This is a genomic window from Kribbella sp. NPDC004138 (assembly GCF_053603655.1).
The window spans coordinates 196,405-215,901 of record NZ_JBSGFZ010000009.1; the positions used below are offsets into that span (position 1 = coordinate 196,405).

General features: G+C 69.9%; 21 protein-coding genes and 1 riboswitch. Of the genes, 10 read left to right on the top strand and 11 right to left on the bottom strand.

The features are described from left to right. Positions 1–87 precede the first annotated feature (87 nt). Both ACWEOO_RS15345 and ACWEOO_RS15350 read left to right on the top strand, forming a co-directional pair. Positions 88–678, top strand: a complete 591-nt coding sequence (locus ACWEOO_RS15345; protein WP_452143491.1) for a dihydrofolate reductase family protein — start codon at positions 88–90, stop codon at positions 676–678. 94 nt (positions 679–772) lie between these two features. Continuing rightward, positions 773–2,005, top strand: a complete 1,233-nt coding sequence (locus ACWEOO_RS15350) for an arginine deiminase (protein WP_452143492.1) — start codon at positions 773–775, stop codon at positions 2,003–2,005. Between the two features lie 396 nt (positions 2,006–2,401). Here ACWEOO_RS15350 and ACWEOO_RS15355 read toward each other — a convergent pair whose 3' ends face one another. The 3 genes from ACWEOO_RS15355 to ACWEOO_RS15365 form a co-directional block, all read right to left on the bottom strand. After that, complete coding sequence (locus ACWEOO_RS15355) at positions 2,402–3,373, bottom strand: DUF5926 family protein (RefSeq protein ID WP_452143493.1); 972 nt, start codon at positions 3,371–3,373, stop codon at positions 2,402–2,404. A 170-nt stretch (positions 3,374–3,543) separates the two neighbouring features. After that, complete coding sequence (locus ACWEOO_RS15360; RefSeq protein ID WP_355693373.1) at positions 3,544–3,960, bottom strand: ATP-binding protein; 417 nt, start codon at positions 3,958–3,960, stop codon at positions 3,544–3,546. Positions 3,961–4,215: 255 nt separating this feature from the next. Beyond that, on the bottom strand, positions 4,216–5,025 hold the full coding sequence (locus ACWEOO_RS15365) for a glycerophosphodiester phosphodiesterase (protein ID WP_452143494.1): 810 nt from the start codon (positions 5,023–5,025) through the stop codon (positions 4,216–4,218). Between the two features lie 39 nt (positions 5,026–5,064). Here ACWEOO_RS15365 and ACWEOO_RS15370 point away from each other — a divergent pair, with 39 nt between their 5' ends. Then, positions 5,065–6,042, top strand: coding sequence for a zinc-binding alcohol dehydrogenase family protein (locus ACWEOO_RS15370; RefSeq protein ID WP_452143495.1), 978 nt, complete (start codon positions 5,065–5,067; stop codon positions 6,040–6,042). Positions 6,043–6,093: 51 nt separating this feature from the next. On the opposite strand, the gene ACWEOO_RS15375 is transcribed toward ACWEOO_RS15370, so the two are convergent. From ACWEOO_RS15375 to ACWEOO_RS15395, 5 genes are read right to left on the bottom strand one after another with little or no spacing between them, the layout of a single operon-like run. Beyond that, positions 6,094–7,440, bottom strand: a complete 1,347-nt coding sequence (locus ACWEOO_RS15375) for an LLM class flavin-dependent oxidoreductase (protein WP_452143496.1) — start codon at positions 7,438–7,440, stop codon at positions 6,094–6,096. Continuing rightward, complete coding sequence (locus ACWEOO_RS15380) at positions 7,437–8,147, bottom strand: ABC transporter ATP-binding protein (protein WP_452143497.1); 711 nt, start codon at positions 8,145–8,147, stop codon at positions 7,437–7,439. The genes ACWEOO_RS15375 and ACWEOO_RS15380 overlap by 4 nt, the downstream gene beginning before the upstream one ends. Then, positions 8,123–8,959 carry an ABC transporter permease gene (locus ACWEOO_RS15385; protein ID WP_452143498.1) on the bottom strand — a complete coding sequence of 279 codons (837 nt, stop codon included), beginning with the start codon at positions 8,957–8,959 and terminating at the stop codon, positions 8,123–8,125. The genes ACWEOO_RS15380 and ACWEOO_RS15385 overlap by 25 nt, the downstream gene beginning before the upstream one ends. Next, positions 8,956–9,999: an ABC transporter substrate-binding protein gene (locus tag ACWEOO_RS15390; protein WP_452143499.1), complete on the bottom strand. Its 1,044-nt coding sequence runs from the start codon at positions 9,997–9,999 to the stop codon at positions 8,956–8,958. The genes ACWEOO_RS15385 and ACWEOO_RS15390 overlap by 4 nt, the downstream gene beginning before the upstream one ends. Further along, positions 9,992–10,534 (bottom strand): flavin reductase family protein, encoded by a 543-nt coding sequence (locus ACWEOO_RS15395; RefSeq protein ID WP_452143500.1) that lies wholly within the window; start codon positions 10,532–10,534, stop codon positions 9,992–9,994. Before ACWEOO_RS15395 ends, ACWEOO_RS15390 begins: the two co-directional genes overlap by 8 nt. 251 nt (positions 10,535–10,785) lie before the next feature. On the opposite strand from ACWEOO_RS15395, the gene ACWEOO_RS15400 reads away from it, so the two are divergent. Next, positions 10,786–11,271: an RNA polymerase sigma factor gene (locus ACWEOO_RS15400; RefSeq protein WP_452143501.1), complete on the top strand. Its 486-nt coding sequence runs from the start codon at positions 10,786–10,788 to the stop codon at positions 11,269–11,271. Further along, positions 11,264–11,830 (top strand): methylated-DNA--[protein]-cysteine S-methyltransferase, encoded by a 567-nt coding sequence (locus ACWEOO_RS15405; RefSeq protein ID WP_452143502.1) that lies wholly within the window; start codon positions 11,264–11,266, stop codon positions 11,828–11,830. Before ACWEOO_RS15400 ends, ACWEOO_RS15405 begins: the two co-directional genes overlap by 8 nt. A gap of 90 nt (positions 11,831–11,920) precedes the next feature. Here ACWEOO_RS15405 and ACWEOO_RS15410 read toward each other — a convergent pair whose 3' ends face one another. Further along, positions 11,921–12,604, bottom strand: a complete 684-nt coding sequence (locus tag ACWEOO_RS15410) for a class I SAM-dependent methyltransferase (RefSeq protein WP_452143503.1) — start codon at positions 12,602–12,604, stop codon at positions 11,921–11,923. Positions 12,605–12,630: 26 nt separating this feature from the next. Further along, entirely contained in the window at positions 12,631–13,239 is a 609-nt protein-coding gene (locus tag ACWEOO_RS15415; RefSeq protein WP_452143504.1) for a hypothetical protein, read from the bottom strand. A gap of 86 nt (positions 13,240–13,325) precedes the next feature. Here ACWEOO_RS15415 and ACWEOO_RS15420 point away from each other — a divergent pair, with 86 nt between their 5' ends. Genes ACWEOO_RS15420 through ACWEOO_RS15440 form a run of 5 tightly spaced genes read left to right on the top strand, consistent with a single transcriptional unit; the run spans position 13,326 to position 18,111 of the window. Continuing rightward, positions 13,326–15,248 carry a thiamine pyrophosphate-binding protein gene (locus ACWEOO_RS15420; RefSeq protein ID WP_452143505.1) on the top strand — a complete coding sequence of 641 codons (1,923 nt, stop codon included), beginning with the start codon at positions 13,326–13,328 and terminating at the stop codon, positions 15,246–15,248. A 9-nt stretch (positions 15,249–15,257) separates the two neighbouring features. Further along, positions 15,258–15,962: a flavodoxin family protein gene (locus tag ACWEOO_RS15425; RefSeq protein ID WP_452143506.1), complete on the top strand. Its 705-nt coding sequence runs from the start codon at positions 15,258–15,260 to the stop codon at positions 15,960–15,962. A gap of 29 nt (positions 15,963–15,991) precedes the next feature. After that, a complete protein-coding gene (locus tag ACWEOO_RS15430) occupies positions 15,992–16,624 on the top strand; it encodes an RNA polymerase sigma factor (protein WP_452143507.1) in 633 nt (210 codons plus the stop codon). Further along, on the top strand, positions 16,621–16,851 hold the full coding sequence (locus tag ACWEOO_RS15435; protein ID WP_452143508.1) for an anti-sigma factor family protein: 231 nt from the start codon (positions 16,621–16,623) through the stop codon (positions 16,849–16,851). The genes ACWEOO_RS15430 and ACWEOO_RS15435 overlap by 4 nt, the downstream gene beginning before the upstream one ends. Before the next feature lie 39 nt (positions 16,852–16,890). Then, positions 16,891–18,111 carry a cation:proton antiporter gene (locus tag ACWEOO_RS15440; protein WP_452143509.1) on the top strand — a complete coding sequence of 407 codons (1,221 nt, stop codon included), beginning with the start codon at positions 16,891–16,893 and terminating at the stop codon, positions 18,109–18,111. Here ACWEOO_RS15440 and ACWEOO_RS15445 read toward each other — a convergent pair. Further along, a complete protein-coding gene (locus ACWEOO_RS15445; RefSeq protein WP_363706956.1) occupies positions 18,050–19,375 on the bottom strand; it encodes a purine-cytosine permease family protein in 1,326 nt (441 codons plus the stop codon). The genes ACWEOO_RS15440 and ACWEOO_RS15445 overlap by 62 nt on opposite strands. After that, a riboswitch (TPP riboswitch) is annotated at positions 19,371–19,488 on the bottom strand. It overlaps the preceding gene by 5 nt. Positions 19,489–19,497: the final 9 nt, after the last annotated feature.

Consider the following 19,497-nt stretch of genomic DNA (forward strand, 5'->3'; position numbering starts at 1 on the left):
ATATCGGCCGGCTGGCAGATGTTCCCGGGCGGCCGCGGCGGCAGGATTTCAGGTGTCAGGCAGGACCGATCAGGAAGAGGTAAGGACATGACGCGCACTGTGACCGCCAACATCTCGCTCTCGCTCGACGGGCGGGTGAACGGCGCCGGCGGCGACTACGACATGAGCTGGATCGTGCCGCACGCGATCACCGAGGGTGCCCGGGACCACATGATCCGGGTGACCCGGCCGGCCACCACGATCCTGCTCGGCCGGAAGAACTACGAAGGCTTCGGCGGCTTCTGGCCGGCGGTGGCCGACGACGAGAATGCGGCCCCGCAGGACCGCGCGTTCTCACAGTGGCTGAACGAGACCGACAAGGTGGTCTTCTCGACGACGCTGACCGAGGCGCCCTGGCAGCACTCCCGGATCGCCGACGGCGAGCCCGCCGACGTGGTGAAGCAGCTCCGCGCCCAGGACGGCGGCGACATCATCGTGCTGGCCAGCTCGAGCGTGATCCGTGCACTGCTGGCCGCCGACGAGATCGACCGGCTGAGCATCACGCTGGACCCCGAGCTGGTCGGCGGCGGCGCCCGGCTCTTCGAGGACGGGCTGCCGGCCACCTCCTGGAAGCTGACCGACTCCACTCCGACCGAGTCCGGCGCGCTCTGCCTGATCTACGACCGGGTCCGCTCCTGACCGATTGGCCATCCGACGCATATTGTCGGACAATCAGACAGATTGACCGGGTTGCCGTAGCGTTGTGGGCACGGCGGAGGCGAAGGGCGGACGGATGACCGAGACGCGGCAGGACGGCCAGGGATTCCGGGGCGGCACGGCGTACGGCGTCGACAGTGAGGTCGGTCCGCTGCGGACGGTGATGCTGCACCGGCCGGGCAACGAGCTCCGTCGGCTCACGCCGCGCAACAACGACAAGCTGCTGTTCGACGGCATCCCGTGGGTCGGGCGGGCGCAGGACGAGCACGACGCGTTCGCCCAGGCGCTCCGCGACCGCGACGTCGAGGTGCTGTATCTCGGCGAGCTGCTGACCGAGTCGCTCGACCATCCGGAGGCCCGCGCCCAGGCAGTCGCCGGCGCGACCGAGGACCTGCGGCTGGGCGACACCCTCCGCGACTACCTGCGGGCCGCCCTCGGCGGCCTGGAGCCGGCCGCGCTGGCCGAGGCCCTGATGGCCGGCGTGCGCAACGACGAGGTTCACGCCGGCGGGCTGGTCACCTCGCTGCTGGCGCACGAGGACTTCCTGATCGACCCCCTGCCGAACCTGCTCTTCACCCGCGACTCCAGCGTCTGGATCCGGGACTCGGTGGCGGTCACCTCGCTCGCGATGCCGGCCCGGGCGCGTGAGACACAGCTGACCGAGCTGATCTACACGTTCCACCCGCGGTTCGCGGGGGCCGACAAGGTGTATGACCACCAACTCGAGCATGTCGAGGGCGGGGACGTGCTCGCGCTCGGCCCCGGCGTCCTCGCGGTCGGAGTCGGCGAGCGGACGACGCCTGCCGGCGTGGAGCGGCTCGCCCAGCGGGTGTTCACGAAGGGGCTCGCTCACACCGTGCTCGCCGTACCGATCGCGCAGCAGCGGGCAACGATGCACCTCGACACCGTCTGCACGATGGTCGACACCGACGCCGTCCTGATGTATCCGAACATGGCCGAGGAGATGCGGGCGCTGGCGGTCACCACCGACGGCGACAGCTTGCACGTCGCGGAGTCCGAGCCGTTCCTGGTCGCGGCGGCGAAGGCGCTCGGCATCGACACCCTGCGGCGCATCGACACCGGCCTGGACCCGGTGACGGCCGAGCGCGAGCAGTGGGACGACGGCAACAACACCCTGGCCCTGGCGCCGCGGGTGTGCATCGCCTACGAGCGGACCGTGGAGACCAACGCGCGCCTGGAGGAGTCCGGCATCGAGGTCATCCGCATCTCCGGCTCCGAACTCGGCTCCGGCCGCGGCGGCCCCCGCTGCATGTCCTGCCCGGTCCTCCGCGCCCCAGTCACCACCTGACCGGTGGGCTTGTGAGCCTGGCGACACGCGGAGTGAAATCGGGGGTTGTGCGGAGCCCTTGGCCTGAGTACTCTTCATGCCTAGGCCCAGGCCCTGTTGCTCCCCCGTCAGCAGGACTTGGGCCGTCCACGTTTCTGAGGTCAGATCGCTGCGGCGGCCTAGACCGTTCTCAGTAAGCACAACGCCCACCCGGCTCAGCCGAGTGGGCGTTTGTCGTTGGCGTGGCCAACCGCCGGGGTGGCTCCCCCACCTGTCGCAGGGTGAGGAGTCAACGGCCGCCTGGATGGTCGACCGCTCAAACCGCCGAGCGGGAGCAGGAGCGCCCGGCTGATTGTTCAGCCGGGCGTTCGCACGCTGGACCGGTAAGCGTGGGATCCAGCGTTTGTCGTGCTGGGGTCAGCGAATGGTGAGTTGGCGGCTGGCGAGGCCGGCGCGGGCGGCCCGTTCCTCGGTGGTGAGCGGGGCCTCGGTGGCGAGCGCCTTCTCCAGCGCCGTCGCGAAGTCGGCGGCCGGCTTCTCGACGTCGGCAGCCTCGGTGCCGGCGGGCAGCTCCCAGACCGGTGCCAGGACGCCGAGCGCACGGAACGAGCCGATCAGCCGGCTGCCGTCCACGATCGCGGACGAGCCCGCCGCGTGCAGCCGGGCCAGGGCGTCGAGCAGCGTGTCCTCGGTGTGCGGCAGCACCCAGCGCAGGTAGATGCGGTCGCCGATCTGCGTCCAGTAGGCCGCCTCGACCGACTCCAGCCGGACCGTCGGGGCCGCCGCGGCGTTCGCGCGCTCCAGGCCGGCCGCGACCTCACCGGTCGGGTCCTCGACGTTCTCGCCGACCCAGTACTCGAAGCCGTCGTGGACCTTGATGTCGAGCGGCTTGCTCGTGTCGATGAGGTCCTGCAGCCGCGGGCCGTCCTTCATCAGGTCACCGACCTGCACCGGGTTTCCCGGGTCGGTGCGCAGCGCGGCGGTGATCGCGTGGCCGAGATCGCGGCTCGGGTCGCCCGACGAGGCGTGCGTCTGCATCCCGATCCAGATGGTCTCGTCGTCGCGCACCACGCCCGGCATCGCCATCGGGAGCAGAGTCACCAGGTTGATCACCTTGCCGGCGTGGTCACCGACGAGCTCGACCTGCACGGTGCCGGACGGCACGATCTCCCGGAAGGCGATCAGGTCGCACTCCGACGGCAGCCCCTCGAACGGCCGCACCACGAAGCTGTCCGCGGTCTGCGCCCGGTCCTTGCCGTGGCACTGCTTGAACCGCTTGCCCGAACCGCACGGGCAGGGTTCGCGCGGCCCGACGTCCACCAGATCGGCCGGGTCGAGCGTGACGGTCGTCGTCGTGTTCTTCGCGCGCTGCCGCGACTTCTTTCCCATAACCCCGCAGTCTTACAGCCGAGCCCACCCGAGGGCCAACCAGCGCCCACCACACGCGAAGGGTTAACCGTTCGTGGTGGGGGTTCTCCGCTCGCAGACCAACGGAGAACCCCCCGCACCAGGGGATATCCGGCTCTCGTGTTGGGGCGGGCGCCGGGGAGGCGCGGGGATCAGTTCGGGATGACCGCGTGCACCGTGCGGTGCGAGCTGGCGGTGCGGACGTCCCAGCCGGAGGTGAGGACGTCGACGATGGCCAGGCCGCGGCCGCCGATCGACTCCGGGTGCGGGTCGCTGATCCGCTGCGGCTCGGTGTCGCCGCGGCCGTCGGTGACCTCGACATGGATTCCTGCCTTGTCGATCCACCACGCGGCCCGCACTTCACCGGCCGGCAGCGGGGGTGCGTACCGGATGGCGTTGGAGAGCAGCTCCGAGAGCACCAGTTGCGCGTCGTCAGAGGCGGCAACGGTGACCCGGTAGCGCTTCAGGTAGGCGGCCAGACGGCGGCGGGCGTCCGCTACCGCGGACACTTCATGCGGCAGTACGACGTCCACGACGCTCACGTCGGCGGGCAGGGTCGCAGAGGACAAGCACGGTCTCCTCGATGATCGGTTCAGCCACAGGAACTTCTGCCCACGAACCACGCCCGGAAAACACCCGCAAGTATTCCGTTACATAGCCTCCCGAAGATCACGGCCAAAAAAGCTGAAACCGTAACGAAATCGACGGAATTGAACGTTTCCGATAACCGCCTGCATTCATGTCGCTACGTATCCGAACCGCGTGACACAAGCCACACAATTTCGTCCCGGCGTGTCACAAACCCGCCGGTCAGTTACGACGTCCTACACCTTCCGGCCCTCCGCAAGGACCCGGAGCGCGACGTCCGGGCGGTCGCTGATCACCGCGTCGACGCCGATGTCGCGGCAGTGCCGGATGTCGTTCTCGGCGTTCACGGTCCAGACGTGGACCTCGTGCCCGTGCTTGTGCGCGCGGTCGACGTACTCCGGATGCGCGGTGACGATCTCCAGGCTCGGTCCGGCGTACGAGACGCCGGTCGGCAGCGAGCCGTCGCGGAAGCGCAGCGGGACGCGGTCCATCAGCAGGACCGTGCGCAGGCCGGGCGCCGCGGCGCGCATCCGGCGCAGCGAGAGCCAGGAGAAGCTCATCACCCGGGCCGGCGACTCGCTGCCGACCTTCGGGTGCGCCCAGCCGAAGCGGTCGAGGGCCTCGATCAGGCGGCGCTCGACCAGGCCGGCGTACCGGGTCGGGTGCTTGGTTTCGATCGCCAGCTCGACCGGCCGACCGGCGTCGCGCACGGTGGCGAGCAGCGTCTCGAGCGTGAGCACCTTCCGGACGTCGAGGCCGGGCAGCTCGGCGTCCTCGTCCAGCTCGGCCCACGGGTGCTTCCAGGAGCCCCAGTCGTACGTCTCCAGCTCCTCGAGGCTCATCGTGGACAGCACGCCGCGACCGTTCGAGGTGCGCTCGATCCGGCGGTCGTGGACGCACACCAGGTGCCCGTCGGCGGTCAGCCGGACGTCGCACTCGAGTCCGTCCGCGCCGACTTCGATCGCCCGCTGGTACGCCGCGAGAGTGTGCTCAGGATTGACGTCACTGGCGCCGCGATGAGCTACGACGCGCGGGAGCTTCCGCATGACAGAAACTCTTTCACAGGGTCGGCGAAGATTGGCGGCATGGACATGCGGGCGATCGTGCTGGACGGGCCGGTGGAGCCGGAGGAGCTTCGGGTGCGGCGGGTGCCGGTGCCGGAGCCGGCGGCCGGCTGGGTGCGGATCAAGGTGGAGGCGTTCGGGCTGAACCGCTCGGAGTACCACCTCCGCGCCGGGCTGGCGACGAACGCGCGGTTCCCGGTGATCCCCGGCATCGAGGCCGCCGGGACGGTCGACCTCGCCCCGGGTGGTGAATTCACCAGCGGGCAGCAGGTGGTGGCGATGATGGGCGGGATGGGCCGCGAGTACGACGGCGGGTACGCCGAGTACACCGTCGTCCCGGCGTCGTCGGTGATCCCGGTGACGACCGACCTGGACTGGGCGACGCTCGGCGCGCTGCCGGAGATGCTGCAGACGGCCCACGGCTCGCTGTACACGGGCCTCGGGATCGAGCCGGGCCAGTCGCTGCTGGTCCGCGGCGGTACGTCGTCGGTCGGCGTCGCGGCGGCCGTCCTGGCGAAGGAGCACGGGCTGACCGTGTTCTCGACGACGCGGAATCCGCAGCGCGTACAGGTGCTCCGCGAACTCGGCGTCGATCACCCGATCGTTGACGACGGCAACGTTGCGGAAAAGGTCCGGGAGATTCTGCCGAACGGCGTTCACGCGGCGCTCGAACTGGTCGGGACGAATGTCCTCCCCGACACTCTGAAAGCCACGGCTGTGCACGGCACGGTGTGTTTCACGGGAATGCTCAGCGACAGCTGGACGATCCCGGACTTCTACCCGATCGGCTACCTCCCGAACAGCGTCCGGCTGACGGCGTACGGCGGCGAGAGCTCGGACCTGCCCGCCGACGCGTTCCAGCGGTACGTCGACCTGGTCGCGGCCGGCACGCTCCCGATCCGGATCGACCGGGTCTTCACGATGGACGAGATCGGCGAGGCGCACCGCATCATGCAGGACGGGGGCGCGGTGGGGAAGCTGGTCGTGCGAGTCGGGTGAGGCCGCGGCTGGTGCTGGGCTGGCCACCTGACGCGCCCAGCACCAGCCCGTTCAGGCGGTCGCCTCCTGCGGTTCCGCCGTCCGCCCAGCGGGCCGAGGCAGGCCGTAGTGCTCGCGCAGGGTCGTGCCGGTGTACTCGGTCCGGAACAGGCCGCGGGCCTGCAGGATCGGGATCACCTCGTCGACGAACGTGGTCAGACCGGACGGCAGGACCGGCGGCATCACGTTGAAGCCGTCCGCCGCGCCGGCCTCGAACCAGTGCTGGATCGCGTCCGCGACCTGCTCCGGCGTGCCGGTGAAGGTCCGGTGCCCGCGCCCGCCGCCGAGCCGGCCGATCAGCTCGCGGACGGTCAGCTTCTCCCGCCGGGCGAGCGTCACGATCAGCGTGTACCGGCTCTTGGCGCCCTCGATCTCGTCCTCGTCCGGCAGATCGGCGGGCAGTTGCTGGTCGAACGGCAGATCCTCCGGCGCCACCCGCAGTGTGCGGGCCAGCTGCAGCCGCGCGTACTCCGGCCGGATCAGCGAGTCCAGCTGGTGTTCCAGCCGCTCCGCCTCCGCGACCGTGGACCCGATCACCGGCACGATCCCGGGCAGGATCTTCACCGACGACGGGTCCCGCCCGAGCGCCGCCGTCCGCGCCTTCAGATCGCGGTAGAACTCCTGCGCGTCCTCCAGCGTCTGCTGCGCGGTGAACACGGCTTCGGCGTACCGGGCCGCCAGGCCCTTGCCGTCCTCCGACGACCCGGCCTGGACGATCAGCGGGTGCCCCTGCGGCGAGCGCGGCAGGTTCAGCGGCCCCCGGACCTGGAAGTGCCGCCCGACGTGGTCGATCGGCACCACGCGCTCGTTCAGCGCCCACACACCGGACGGCTTGTCCGCGATCGCCGCGTCGTCCTGCCACGAGTCCCAGAGCTTGTACGCGACCTCGAGGAACTCGGCAGCGCGCTCGTACCGCTCCGCGTGCGCCGGCTGGTCGGCCAGGTTGAAGTTGCGCGCCGCCTCCGGCCCGGCTGTGGTGACGACGTTCCAGCCCGCGCGGCCGCCGCTCACGTGGTCGACGCTGGCGAACCGCCGGGCCAGGTTGAACGGCTCGTTGTACGTGGTGGACGCGGTGGCGATCAGCCCGATCCGCGACGTGACCGCCGCGATCGCGGTCAGCAGCACGGTCGGCTCCAGCGAGCCGGCCGGGCGCCGCCCGACGTCGCCGAACAGCACCGGCGAGTCCGCGAAGAAGATCGAGTCGAACTTGCCGCGCTCGGCCAGCTGCGCCAGCGCCTGGTAGTGCGCCACGGACGTGTTCGCGTACGGGTCGCTCTCCGGCAGCCGCCAGGACGCCTCGTGGTGACCGGTGCTCATCAGGAACGCGTTCAGGTGCAGTTGTCTACTGGGCCTGCTCATACCGAAACTCCCAAGGCGTCGAGAAGCCGCGACCGGACCGCGGCGAATCCTGGATCGGCCGCGCTCCGGGGCGCCGCCAGCGTGATGGTTTCCTCGGCGACGATCCGGCCGGCGTCGAGCACGATCACCCGGTCGGCCAGCACGATCGCCTCGTCGACGTCGTGCGTCACCAGCAGTACGGCGGGTTGGTGCGCCGCGCACAGCTTCCGCAGCAGCGCGTGCATCTTCAGCCGGGTCAGCGCGTCCAGCGCCCCGAAGGGCTCGTCCGCGAGCAACAGCTCCGGCTCTCGCACGAGCGACCGCGCCAACGCGACCCGCTGCTGCTCGCCGCCGGACAGCTCGTTCGGCCAGGCCTTCTCGCGCCCCGCGAGCCCGACCTCCGCCAGGCTCTCGCGGCCGCGGTCGTCCGCAGCGCCCAACCCGAGCACGACATTGTCCAGCACCCTTGCCCACGGCAACAGCCTGGAGTCCTGGAACACCACCGAGACGTTCGCCGGGACGGCCAGCTCACCGGTTCCCTCGACGTCGTGGTCCAGGCCGGCGAGGGCCCGCAGCAGCGTGCTCTTCCCGGATCCGCTCTTCCCCAGCAGCGCGACGAATTCGCCGGGCGCGATGTCCAGGTCCAGCCCGTCCAGGACGGCGCGGTCGTCGTACCGGCGGATCAGGTCGCGGACCTGGACGGTCAGGAGGCCAACGTTCGTCGCCATGACAGCGCCCTCCTCTGAACCAGGCGGACGACCGCGTCGGACAGCAGACCGAGGACGCCGTACACGACCAGGCCGACGATGATGATGTCGGTCTGCCCGTACGTGCGGGCCAGTTCCATCATGTAGCCGATGCCGCTGGTGGAGTTGATCTGCTCGACGACGACCAGCGACAGCCAGGCGCCGGTGACGGCGAACCGCAGCCCGAGCAGGAAGCCGGGCAGCGCGCCCGGCAGGACGACGCGCCGGACGAACTCCCACTGCGACAACCCGACGGTCTGCGCGAGCTCGACGTACCGGCTGTCGATCGTGCGCAGCCCGTTGTGGGTGTGGATGTAGATCGGCACGAACACCCCGAGCAGGATGGTGACGATCTTCATCGACTCGCCGATGCCCAGCCAGAGGATCAGCAGCGGCAGCAGCGCCAGCGACGGGATTGCGCGCTTGATCTGGATCGGGCCGTCGAGGACCGCCTCACCGAGCCGGGACAGGCCGGAGATCAGCGCGAGGACAACGCCGAGCAGGATGCCGAGCGCCAGGCCGACGAGCGCACGCTGCGCGGACGTCCACAGGTTCGACTGCAGGCGGCCGTCGGCGATCAGGTGGCCGGCCGTGGTCACCACGGTCCACGGCGCGGACAGTACTCGTTGGTCGATCCAACCGGTGGCGGATCCGATGCTCCAGATCACCAGCAGCAGCACCGGCCCGATCGCGGACCCGAACCGGATCGGCGTGCCCGGTCCGAGCCGGCGGCGCCGTACGACGGGGCTGGTCGCGGCGCGCGGACGCAGCCCGGGCAGGGTGGTGGCGCTCATTTGGCGCCTGCCTTGATCGCGTCCGCGGCGACGGTCTGGAACCGCAGGTCGTACAGGTCCTTGGCCTCGATCACCTTGTTGCCGGTCTCGTGGGCGAGCAACTCGATCGTTTCCTGCTGACGCTGGATCGCGTCGCTCCAGTCCGCCGGGATGTCCGGGTGACCGGCGTTGTCGACCAGCCACTGCCCGTCGGCGGCGCTCAGGCCTTGGTTCTTGACGTAGTAGCCCTCGATCCACTCCTTGGGGTGCTTGTCGATCCATTCCTGGGCGACACCCCAGGCAGCGACGTACGCGCGGATCGCGGCGGCCTTCGCCGGGTCCTCGAGCGACTCGACCGGACCGTAGAGGTGGCCGGCGTCGTCGCGCAGGCCGTGGTCGATCGTGCTCGCGCCGTCCTTGCCGTACTTCGCCAGGTACCGCTTGATCTGGACGCCGCCGATCGGGGCGACGTCGACCTGCTTGCCGGCGAGCGCCTGGGCGTAGACGTCGCCGGTGCTCGGCAGTTCGACCAGCTTGACGTCGTCCTTGGTCAGTCCCGCCTTCTGCAGGACCTTCAGGATCAGCGCGCCCTGCGCCTGCCCAGGGCTGTACGCGATCTTCTTGCCGCGTAGGTCACCGGGGGTCTTCACCGACACCCCGGGAGCGACGCCGAGCTTGTAGATCGGGTGGTGCAGCGGGTCCTGGCGGAACTTGGAGGCGACGATCTTCACGTGCAGACCGGTCCAGGTCGCGTGGATCGGGGGAATCTCGGCGACCGAGCCGAGGTCCAGGGCGTGCGCCCGGAACGCCTCTGTGGTCTGGGGACCGCCGCTCAGGTTCGCGAACTGGACGTACTTCGCGACCTTGTCGTACTGGCCGGAGAGCTTCAGCGCGACCTCGGTGGCGGGATCGCCGACGACGATCTTGGCGCCGTCCGGGACCGCGGTCGGCAGTGGTGCGTCGAGCGAGAGCTTCGCGGAGTCGTCGGCGGCTGCGTTCGCGCCGCAGCCGGCGACGAGGGCGAGCAGGGCGAGGGCGGGGAGGAGGCGTTTTCTAGACATGGTGTGCTTTCGCGTAGCGGCCGTCGTGGTAGAGCAGCGACTCGTGCTCACGGCGTTCGGTATGGGTGGCGAGGCGGGCGACGACCAGGTAGTGGTCGCCGACGGCGAAGCGGTGCGCGATCTGCGCCCGCAGGAAGCTCGGGGCGTCGTCGAGGACGGGTTCGCCGGTGGGCAGCCGTGACCAGCGGGTCGGTTCGTCGAACCGGTCGATGCCGCTGGTGGCGAACCGGCCGGCGATCGCGTGCTGGTCGGCGGACAGGAAGTTGATCACCACGCTGCTCGCCGTGCTCACGGCCGGCCAGCTGGACGCGCTGGTGGCGATCGCGAACGAGACGAGCGGCGGCAGCAGGCTGATCGAGACCAGCGAGGTCGCGGTGAAGCCGACCGGGCCGTGCCCGGCGTCCGCGGTGATTACCACGACGCCGGCGGCGTGGCGACGGAACACGGAGCGGTAGACGTCGGCGTCCACCGTTCGCTCCACGGATCGGTCCGGGACGACGGACAGGGCAGGACGGTTCAAGGCAGGTACAGACATGTCTCTCCCTCGGAACGGGGCAGGGACCACAGGTGAAGTGAGGCGTGATCAGACAGGCCTCATGCGAGCAGCAGCGAGTGAACGGGTCACCGACAGGTGGCGCTCGCCGTCCGCAGCAGGTCGATGACGCGACGGCGGGTGAGGTGTGTCGTCGTCATGTCAGCTATCTTCGCATCAATGTCCACCAAGTAACTAGACAATCTCGTGATCCGGACTCACACGCCGCGACCCCGATGCGTTCTACTTACGTGATGGCTCTGCGGTTACCCCCGTTCCAGGCGTTGATCGACGCGCACTGGCAGGACGTGGCCAGGCTGGCCCGAGCGCTGGCGGGTCCGGACGACGGCGACGACGTCGCGCAGCGCGCCTGGGAGAAGGCGTACGCGGCGTACCCGGCGCTGACGTCGGCGAAGAACCTGCGCAGCTGGCTGCTGACCATCACCGCCCGGTGCGCGACCGACGTGCACCGGGCGCGGAAACCGCAGCGCCCGCTGGACGAGGCGCCGCCGGTCGCGGTCGACGGGCCCGAGACCGCGGACTGGCCGGACCCCGACCTGTGGCGGGCGGTCAACGACCTCCCGGAGCGGCAACGCTTCGCGATCACGCTCAAATACGTCGGCGACCTGGACCACCACGGCGTGGCCGCCGCTCTGGACACCACGCCCGCCGCGTCGCGCCGGCTCGTCAGCGACGCGCTGGCGACCCTGCGCACGAAACTCGGAGTACACCATGACTGATCTCGAGAGCCGGCTGACCCGGCTCAGCACCCCCGGCCTCAGGCCGCCCGTCCTGCCGGACGCCGACGTGGCCTACACACTGCACGACACCCCGATCGGCATGATGCTGCTCGCGATCTCGCACGGGCGGGTGGTCGCCAGCTCGTTCGACGACGAGGAGACGATGACCGACCGGCTCGCCCGGGCGGTGTCCCCGCGGGTACTCCGCCAGCCGGGCCCGCTGGACGACGTACGGCGGCAACTCGACGAATACCTCGCCGGGCAGCGCAGGGCGTTCGACTTGGACGTCGATCTGGTCCTGGCGTCACCGTTCCAGCGGCTGGTGCTCGAGGACCTGCCGACGCACACGAGCTACGGGCGGACCACGACGTACGGCGCGGTGGCCGGCGACATCGCCCGGCCGAAGGCGGCGCGCGCGGTCGGGACCGCGCTGGGCGCCAACCCGGTGTGCGTCGTGCTGCCCTGCCATCGGGTGATCGGCGCGAACGGCGCGCTCACCGGGTACGCCGGGGGCCTCGAGGCTAAGCGATTCTTGCTGAATCTCGAAGCAAAAAGCTGAGTTTTCCTGAATAGCCCGGAATGGTTTTACACTCGAAATTCAAAGGAGCAGATCCCCAATGTGGAGTGGGGATCTGCTCCTCCTGACCTGTCAGGAAGTTGCCGGTTGGTGGATCTCCAGGATGAGCCGGCGCCGGCCGCCCCAGTCGCGTTTGTAGACCTTGTAGTCGTCGATTCCGGCGGCCGCACAGAGCCGGCCGTAGCTGATCTCGTCGTGGATGAAGTGCACGCTGCTGCGGTCGTCGTCGTGCTCGGTGGTGACGATCCGGTGCTCGGGTCCCTGCCGCATCCCGTTGGCGATCTCGGCCGCGGTCGCCGGGCCCCAGGACGGGCCCTCGATGATCGCGATCCCGCCCGGCTTCAGCACCCGGGAGATCTCGCAGATGGTGGAGATCTGCTCGTCTTCGGCGAACAACTCGTGGAACGCCGTCCACAGGCAGATCACCGCGTCGAACGAGTCCCACTTGTACGGCAGGTCGGTCATCGAGCCGATCGCCCAGTCGATCGCGAGCTCCTCCTCGGCGGCCGCGGCCCGGCCGGCCTCGAGCAGGTTCGGCGAGATGTCCAGCGCCCGCACCACCTTGCCCGCGCGGCGCAGCGGCAGCGCGACCCGGCCGTACCCGCAGCACAGGTCGAGCACCGACTCCCGACCGACCAGCAGCTCCTCGACCGCCGCGACGATGGCGGCGTCCCGCTCGGGCGTTGTCCGCGCGGCCAGTCCGTCGGCGCCGAGCTCGGCGTATTCGGCCCGGCTACGCAGTGCGGAATTCAGCATGCGGCAAGTATTCCGGTCCCGGTGGGTCAGTTGTCCAGCAGAGATCTGCCGGCGGTGAAGAATTCCAGTACGTCGGACAGTTCGGCCAACGTTCGGGTGGCGCCGAACGGCGCGTTCCAGAAAGCACCGGTCCGCGGCGTCCAGGGCCCGATGTACGCGTACGGCTCGGGCAGGTGGTCGTCGCCGGGCGAGACGCCGTAGTTGACCTCGTCGACGGTGATCCCGACGTCGAAGTGCTCGGGCCACAGGACGGGTGTCTCGCCCGGCGCGAACGCCCGCAGCGCCGCGTCACCGCGGGCGAAGGCCTCCGCGAGCAACCGGGCCGCGGCCGGGTCGATCTCGAGGTGCTCGTGCGGGGCGATCATCGGGCCGCCGGAGTACACCTCGTCGAGCGGCCTCGCCTCGAGGCCCACGGCGGCAGCGAGTTCGGCGTACGTGCCGGTCAGCCGGACCGTACCCGCCGGCGCGACGAGCGCGTCGCCCTCGACCCGGAAGTCGCCGTCGGTGGTGCCGAACCCACCAGGGACGACGCGCAGCCGGATGCCGCCTCCCCGGCCGTGCTGCGGCCCGGCGAGGACGAGCTCGGCGACGCCGTGCAGGGATCGACGGGTTACGGCGAGCGAACGTTCGTCCATGGCTGCGGTCTCCTCTGTAACGCCCAGGCCGTGTGTCGGCACTGATCACCTGATCGATTGGTGCCGCGAAGGGTGGGAGACGTTACATGGACTGGCATCGGGTGGACGAGGTCGACGTACCGGCGGACGGGCGCGTGCGCAGTGTGGTGGTCGACGGCCGGAGCATCGCGCTGGCCCGCTGCGGGGCGCGGCTCGGCGCGCTGGAGAACAAGTGCCCGCACCAAGGGGGTCCGCTCGGGGAAGGGTCGATCGAGAAGGGGCTGCTGCGGTGTCCGTGGCACGGGTACGACTACGACCCGATCAGCGGCCGGCCCCCGGAGGGGTTCTCCGACAGCGTCCCGTCGTATCCGGTGGACGAGCGGGCGGACGGGGTCTATGTGCAGTTGCCGGACCGGCAGGAAGCGGTCCGGACCGTGGCCGACGTCCTCGTGGAGACATTGGTTGCCCACGGCATCAGCCATGTGTTCGGGATGGTGGGGCACTCCAATCTCGGCTTCGCCGAGGCGATGCGGCGGGCCGAGGACCGCGGTGAACTCACCTACATCGGTATCCGGCACGAGGGCGCGGCCTCGTTCGCGGCTGGCGCCTACGGCAAGCTCACGGGCCGTCCCGCGGTCTGCTTCGCGATCGCCGGTCCGGGATCGACCAACCTGCTCACCGGACTGTACGACGCCAAGCTCGACGGCTCGCCCGTCCTGGCCGTCTCCGGACAGGTGCCGTCGAAGTGGCTCGGCCGCGGCGCGTTCCAGGACCTCGATCTGACCGCGGTCTTCAAGGACGTCGCCGTCTCGAGTACGGCGGTCCAGGCCGGCAGCGATCACGCCGAGCTGGCCGCGCTGGCGGTCAAGCACGCCATCGACGGCCGCGGCGTCGCGCACCTCGTGCTGCCTGACGAGGTACAGGTTCAACCGTCCGACGCGGCGGCCAAGAACCCCAGCGGGCGGCTCTCCGGCCGCCGGATCCGGCCGGACGAGGACACGCTGGTCCGCGCGGCGGCACTGATCCGCGACGCACGGCGGCCGGTGATGATCGTGGGCCACGGCGCCCGTGGAGCCGAGACCGAGGTCCGCGAGCTGGCCGAGCGCCTGAACATGCCCGTGCTGACCACTTTCAAGGCCAAGGGACTGTTGCCGGACACGCATCCGCTCGGCGCCGGGGTGCTCGGCCGCAGCGGTACGCCGGTCGCGAGCTGGCTGATGAACGAGTCGGACCTGCTCGTCGTGGCCGGCGCCTCGTTCTCGAACCACACCGGCATCGCGGCGTACAAGCCGATCGTCCAGATCGACGACGACCACACCGCGATCGGACGCTTCGACGCGGTCGCCGTGGACGTGCTCGGCGACGCGCGGCTCGCACTGTCCGCGCTCACCGGCATGCTCGGCGAGGTCAAGGCCGAGGACCAGCGGCCGGACGTGGCCGAGCGCTGGGCGATCTGGCGCGCGGAGAAACAGCGGCGCGTGAACGACGACCGAGGCCGCGGCGTGTCGGCGGCAGCCGTGTTCGACGCGCTCTCGAAGCATCTGCCCGCGGACGCCGTCGTGACCGTTGACGTCGGCAACCATGCGTACTCGCTCGGCCGGTACCTGGAGTCGAAAGGCCAACCGGTGCTGATGTCCGGCTACCTCGGATCGATCGGCTTCGGCTATCCCGCCGCACTCGGCGCGTGGGCGGCGGCTCCAAGCCGGCCGATCGTCGCGGTGACCGGCGACGGCGGCTTCGCGCAGTACGCCGCCGAGCTCACGACCGCGGTCAAGTACGGCATCCCGATCAAGCACGTGCTGCTCGACAACCACTCGCTCGGCAAGATCAGCAAGGAGCAGCTCGCCGCCGACTACCCGGTCTGGCACACCTCGCTGCACAACCCCGACTGGGCCGCGTACGCCGACCTGTGCGGCGCGACCGGCCTGCGGGTCACCCGTCGTCAGGACCTGGACGACGCGATGACCGAACTGTTCACCGCCACCGGCCCGGTTCTGCTCTGCGTCGAGCAGGATGCCGAACTTCTCTGAGGAGCGACGATGACCGAGTACGACGACCTCCGCGCCCTGTTCCTGAACTGCACGCTGAAGCGGTCGCCGGCCGTCAGCCACACCGAGGGCTTGATCGACGTCAGCCGGAAGATCCTGGAGAAACAGGGTGTCCGGGTCGACGTGATCCGCGCGATCGACCACGACATCGCCACCGGGGTGTGGCCGGACATGACCGAGCACGGCTGGGCCACCGACGCCTGGCCGGCGATCCAGCAGCAGGTGATGGCGGCCAACATCCTGGTGATCGCCGGACCGATCTGGCTGGGCGACAACAGTTCGGTCACCAAGCAGGTGATCGAACGCCTGTACGGCAACTCGTCGATCCTGAACGAGCACGGGCAGTACGCGTACTACGGGCGCGTCGGCGGCTGCCTGATCACCGGCAACGAGGACGGCGTGAAGCACTGCGCGATGAACGTGCTGTATTCGCTGCAGCACCTCGGGTACACGATCCCGCCGCAGGCCGACGCCGGGTGGATCGGCGAGGCCGGCCCGGGACCGTCGTACCTGGACGAGGGTTCGGGTGGGCCCGACAACGACTTCACCAACCGGAACACGACCTTCATGACCTGGAACCTGCTGCACCTCGCGCGGATGCTGAAGGACGCCGGCGGCGTACCGGCGCACGGCAACCAGCGCTCCGAGTGGGACGCCGGCTGCCGCTTCGACTTCGAGAACCCGGAGTACCGCTGACGTCCGGGGTGCTGCTGTACCGTCGGCTTGTGGGGGTGGTGCTGCCGACGGACGACGTCCTCGTCGCCGGGCTGCGGACCGGGGACGAGGAGACGTTCGCGTGCCTGCTGAACGGCTGGTCCGGCTCGATGCTGCGACTGGCCCGGTCGTTCGTGTCCACGTCGGCCAGTGCCGAGGAGGTCGTGCAGGACACCTGGCTGGCGGTGTTCGAGGGGATCGACCGCTTCGAGAGCCGGTCGTCGCTGCGGACGTGGGTGTACCGGATCCTGGTGAACATCGCCCGCAAGCGGGCCACCCGCGAGCAGCGGACCGTCCCCTGGACGAGCCTTGCGCCGGACAGCGAGCCGACGGTCGACCCGCAGCGTTTCCGGGGCGCCGACGACCAGTATCCGGGCGGCTGGCGCACGTTCCCGGACCGCTGGCCGACCACTGAGAGCGAGGTCCTGGCCCACGAGGTCCGGTCCACCGTGGCCGCGGCGATCGAGGGCCTGCCGATCCGGCAGCAGGTCGTGCTGACGTTACGAGACATCGACGGACACGCCGCCGAGGACGTGTGTGCGTTGCTGGAGATCTCCATGGCCAATCAACGGGTCCTGCTGCACCGCGCCAGGGCAGCCGTTCGCGGCCGGCTGGACCACTACTTCACGGGAGCTGACGCATGACATGCGCCGAGCTGGTCGAGCTCGTCACCGCCTATCTCGACGGTGCGTTGGCCCCGGAGACCGAGCAGCGGTTCGTCGAGCATCTGGCGCTCTGCGACGGCTGCGAGATCTACGTCGAGCAGATCCGGCGCACTGCGGCCGAGGTCGGGCGAGTCGAGCCCGAGAACCTGCCCGAGGAGACCCGCGACCGGCTGCTCGACGCCTTCCGCTCCTTCCCGCGCGGTTGACCGCGTAACGTCCGGCCGCGTCGACGGCACTGAAGCGGTATGCCGGACGTGGAGTTCACCAACCTGTTCGCGGTCGTCCTGATCGCGCTGCTCGCACCGCTGCTGCTCGGCCTCGCACCGCGACTCCGGGTCCCGGCGGTCGTCCTCGAGATCGTCGCCGGGATCGTGCTCGGTCCGCACGGACTCGGCCTGATCGACGTCGACCTGCCGCTGCAGATCGTCTCGCTGCTCGGGCTGGGCTTCCTGTTGTTCCTGGCCGGCCTCGAGATCGACGTACACCGGCTGCGCGGACAGGTGCTGCGGCTGGCGGTCCTGGGCTATCTGGTGACGTTGCTGCTGGGCGGGCTGGCCGGCTTCGGGTTCTCTGCGGCCGGCTGGGTGAACAGCGCGCTCCTGCTCGCTGTCACGTTGTCAGCGACGTCCTTGGGTCTGGTCGTGCCAGTGCTCAAGGACGCGGGCAAGGCTGAGGGCAGCGTCGGGCAGTTCACCATCGCGGCCGCATCCGTCGCCGACTTCGCTGCCGTACTGGTGCTGTCACTCGTCTTCTCGACCGAAGGAGGCAGCGCGGGCGAGCGGCTCGTCATGGTCGCGCTGTTCGCTCTGCTGGTGGTCGTCACGGGTCTCGTGGTCGCCACCGCCGGACGGTCGCAGCGACTCGGCGGGGTCCTGCTGCGGCTGCAGGACACCACAGCGGAGATCAGGGTCCGGGCCGCTGTGGTGCTGCTGGTCGCCTTCGTCGCCTTGGCGGAGCAGTTCGGGCTGGAGACGATCCTCGGGGCGTTCCTGGCCGGAGCGGTGGTCGGACTGGTCGACCGGGACGCCGCCTCGCATCCACGCTTCCGGATCAAGCTGGAGGCGTTGGGCTACGGGTTCCTGATCCCGGTGTTCTTCGTGACGAGTGGACTCCGGCTCGATCTGCGCGGCCTGCTCGAGGACCCGGCCGCGCTCGTCCGGGTGCCGTTGTTCCTGCTCGCGTTGCTCGTCGTCCGCGGCGCACCGGCGTACCTCGCAGTGCGGACACTCGGCCCCCGGGCGACGGCTGCGGCGGCGCTGCTGCAGGCGACGTCGCTGCCGTTCATCGTGACGGCGACGCAGATCGGCGTGGCGACCGGGCTGATGAGCCCGGTCACCGCCGCCGCTCTGGTCTGCGCCGGACTGCTGTCCGTGCTGGTGTTCCCGGCGGTCGCGCTGGTGCTGCTCAGGCAGCCTGCCGCCGACCGATCCGGCCGAGCAGTACCGCAGCCACCATCGAGACGATGATCGACGTGTACGTCGCGCCGAGCCAGCTGGGCACAGGCTGGTCGTTGAAGAGGGCCTGCTGAAGCTTGGTCCAGAACGGCGACCAGCCCGCGACGGTGCCGGGGTTCACCAACTGGTACGCGACGAAGCCGATCAGCCACGCGACGGTCGGCTGCCAGCGGAACTTCGCCGTACCGGACACGTCCCACTTCATCTTGCTGACCACGAAGAAGTCGGCGATCGCGACCGCGAACAGCGGAACGAAGACCGAGCCGATCAGGTACAGGAACTGCGTGTAGCTGCCGAGGTCGATGAACAGCGCGATTCCGGTGGCGATCACGCCGATCACGACCGAGATCCACCGCCGGTCGATGTGGCCGATCAGGTTGTGCGCGGCCATCGTGGTCGAGTAGACGTTCGCGTACGCCTCGTCGACCTCGTCCACCAGCAGCACGAGCAGAGCGATCGCGCCGGCCGGCAGCGTGACCAGTGCGGTGATGACGTCGTCGCTGTTCGTCCCCAGCGTCGCAACGGCGACCACGCCGAGCGCGTAGTACGCGATGGCGGCCAGGCCGTAGCCGAGCGAGGAGCCGGCGAACGCCGCCTTGTTGGTGCGCGAGTGCCGCGTGTAGTCCGCGGCCAGCGGGGCGAACGACACGACACCGGCCGCGGCGAGGTCGACCGCCGGCCAGAAGCCGAACACGCTGTCCTGCGGCAGGGCGTGCGTCGGCTTGCTCAGCACCTGCACGAACAGGTACACCGACGCGATCAGCACCAGCCAGACCATGAACTTGCGCAGGATCTTCACGCTGCCCAGCGGACGCACCGCCATCGCGGTCGCGATCACCCCGGCGAGGACGACGAACAGCCAGCGCCAGCGCTCACTCGTCACCGCGACCGCGGCCTGCGAGATCACGATGATCTCCATCGTCGCCCAGCCGACGTTCTGCGCGATGTTCAGCACGGTCGGCGCCATCGAGCCGCGGCGGCCGAACAGACCACGCAGGCACGCCATCGCCGGCGCACCGGTCTGCGAACCGAACACGGCCGCACCGCCGAGCACCAGCGCACCGATGCCACAGCCGACGACGACCGCGAGCAGGCCCTGCCACAGCGAGCCGGTGTACGCCGCGACCAGCGCACCGGTCACCGGCCCGAACAGCGAGATGCCGAAGTTGCCCCAGAGCGTGAACTGGTCGAAGAAGCCGAGCGTGCGCGGCGCATCGGTGGTGAGAACGAGCGGAGCCTCGGTGGAGCTCGACGGACGAACAGCTGTATCGGTCATGAGTGACCCCACTCCCTACGCCGGCATTACCCGGTCAGGTTCAGGCGGTCGGCGACCCAGCTGTCGCCCTCTCAGCCCGCGCATCCTCGGTGCGAGCTCCCGCATAGGTTGGTGGTGCAAGT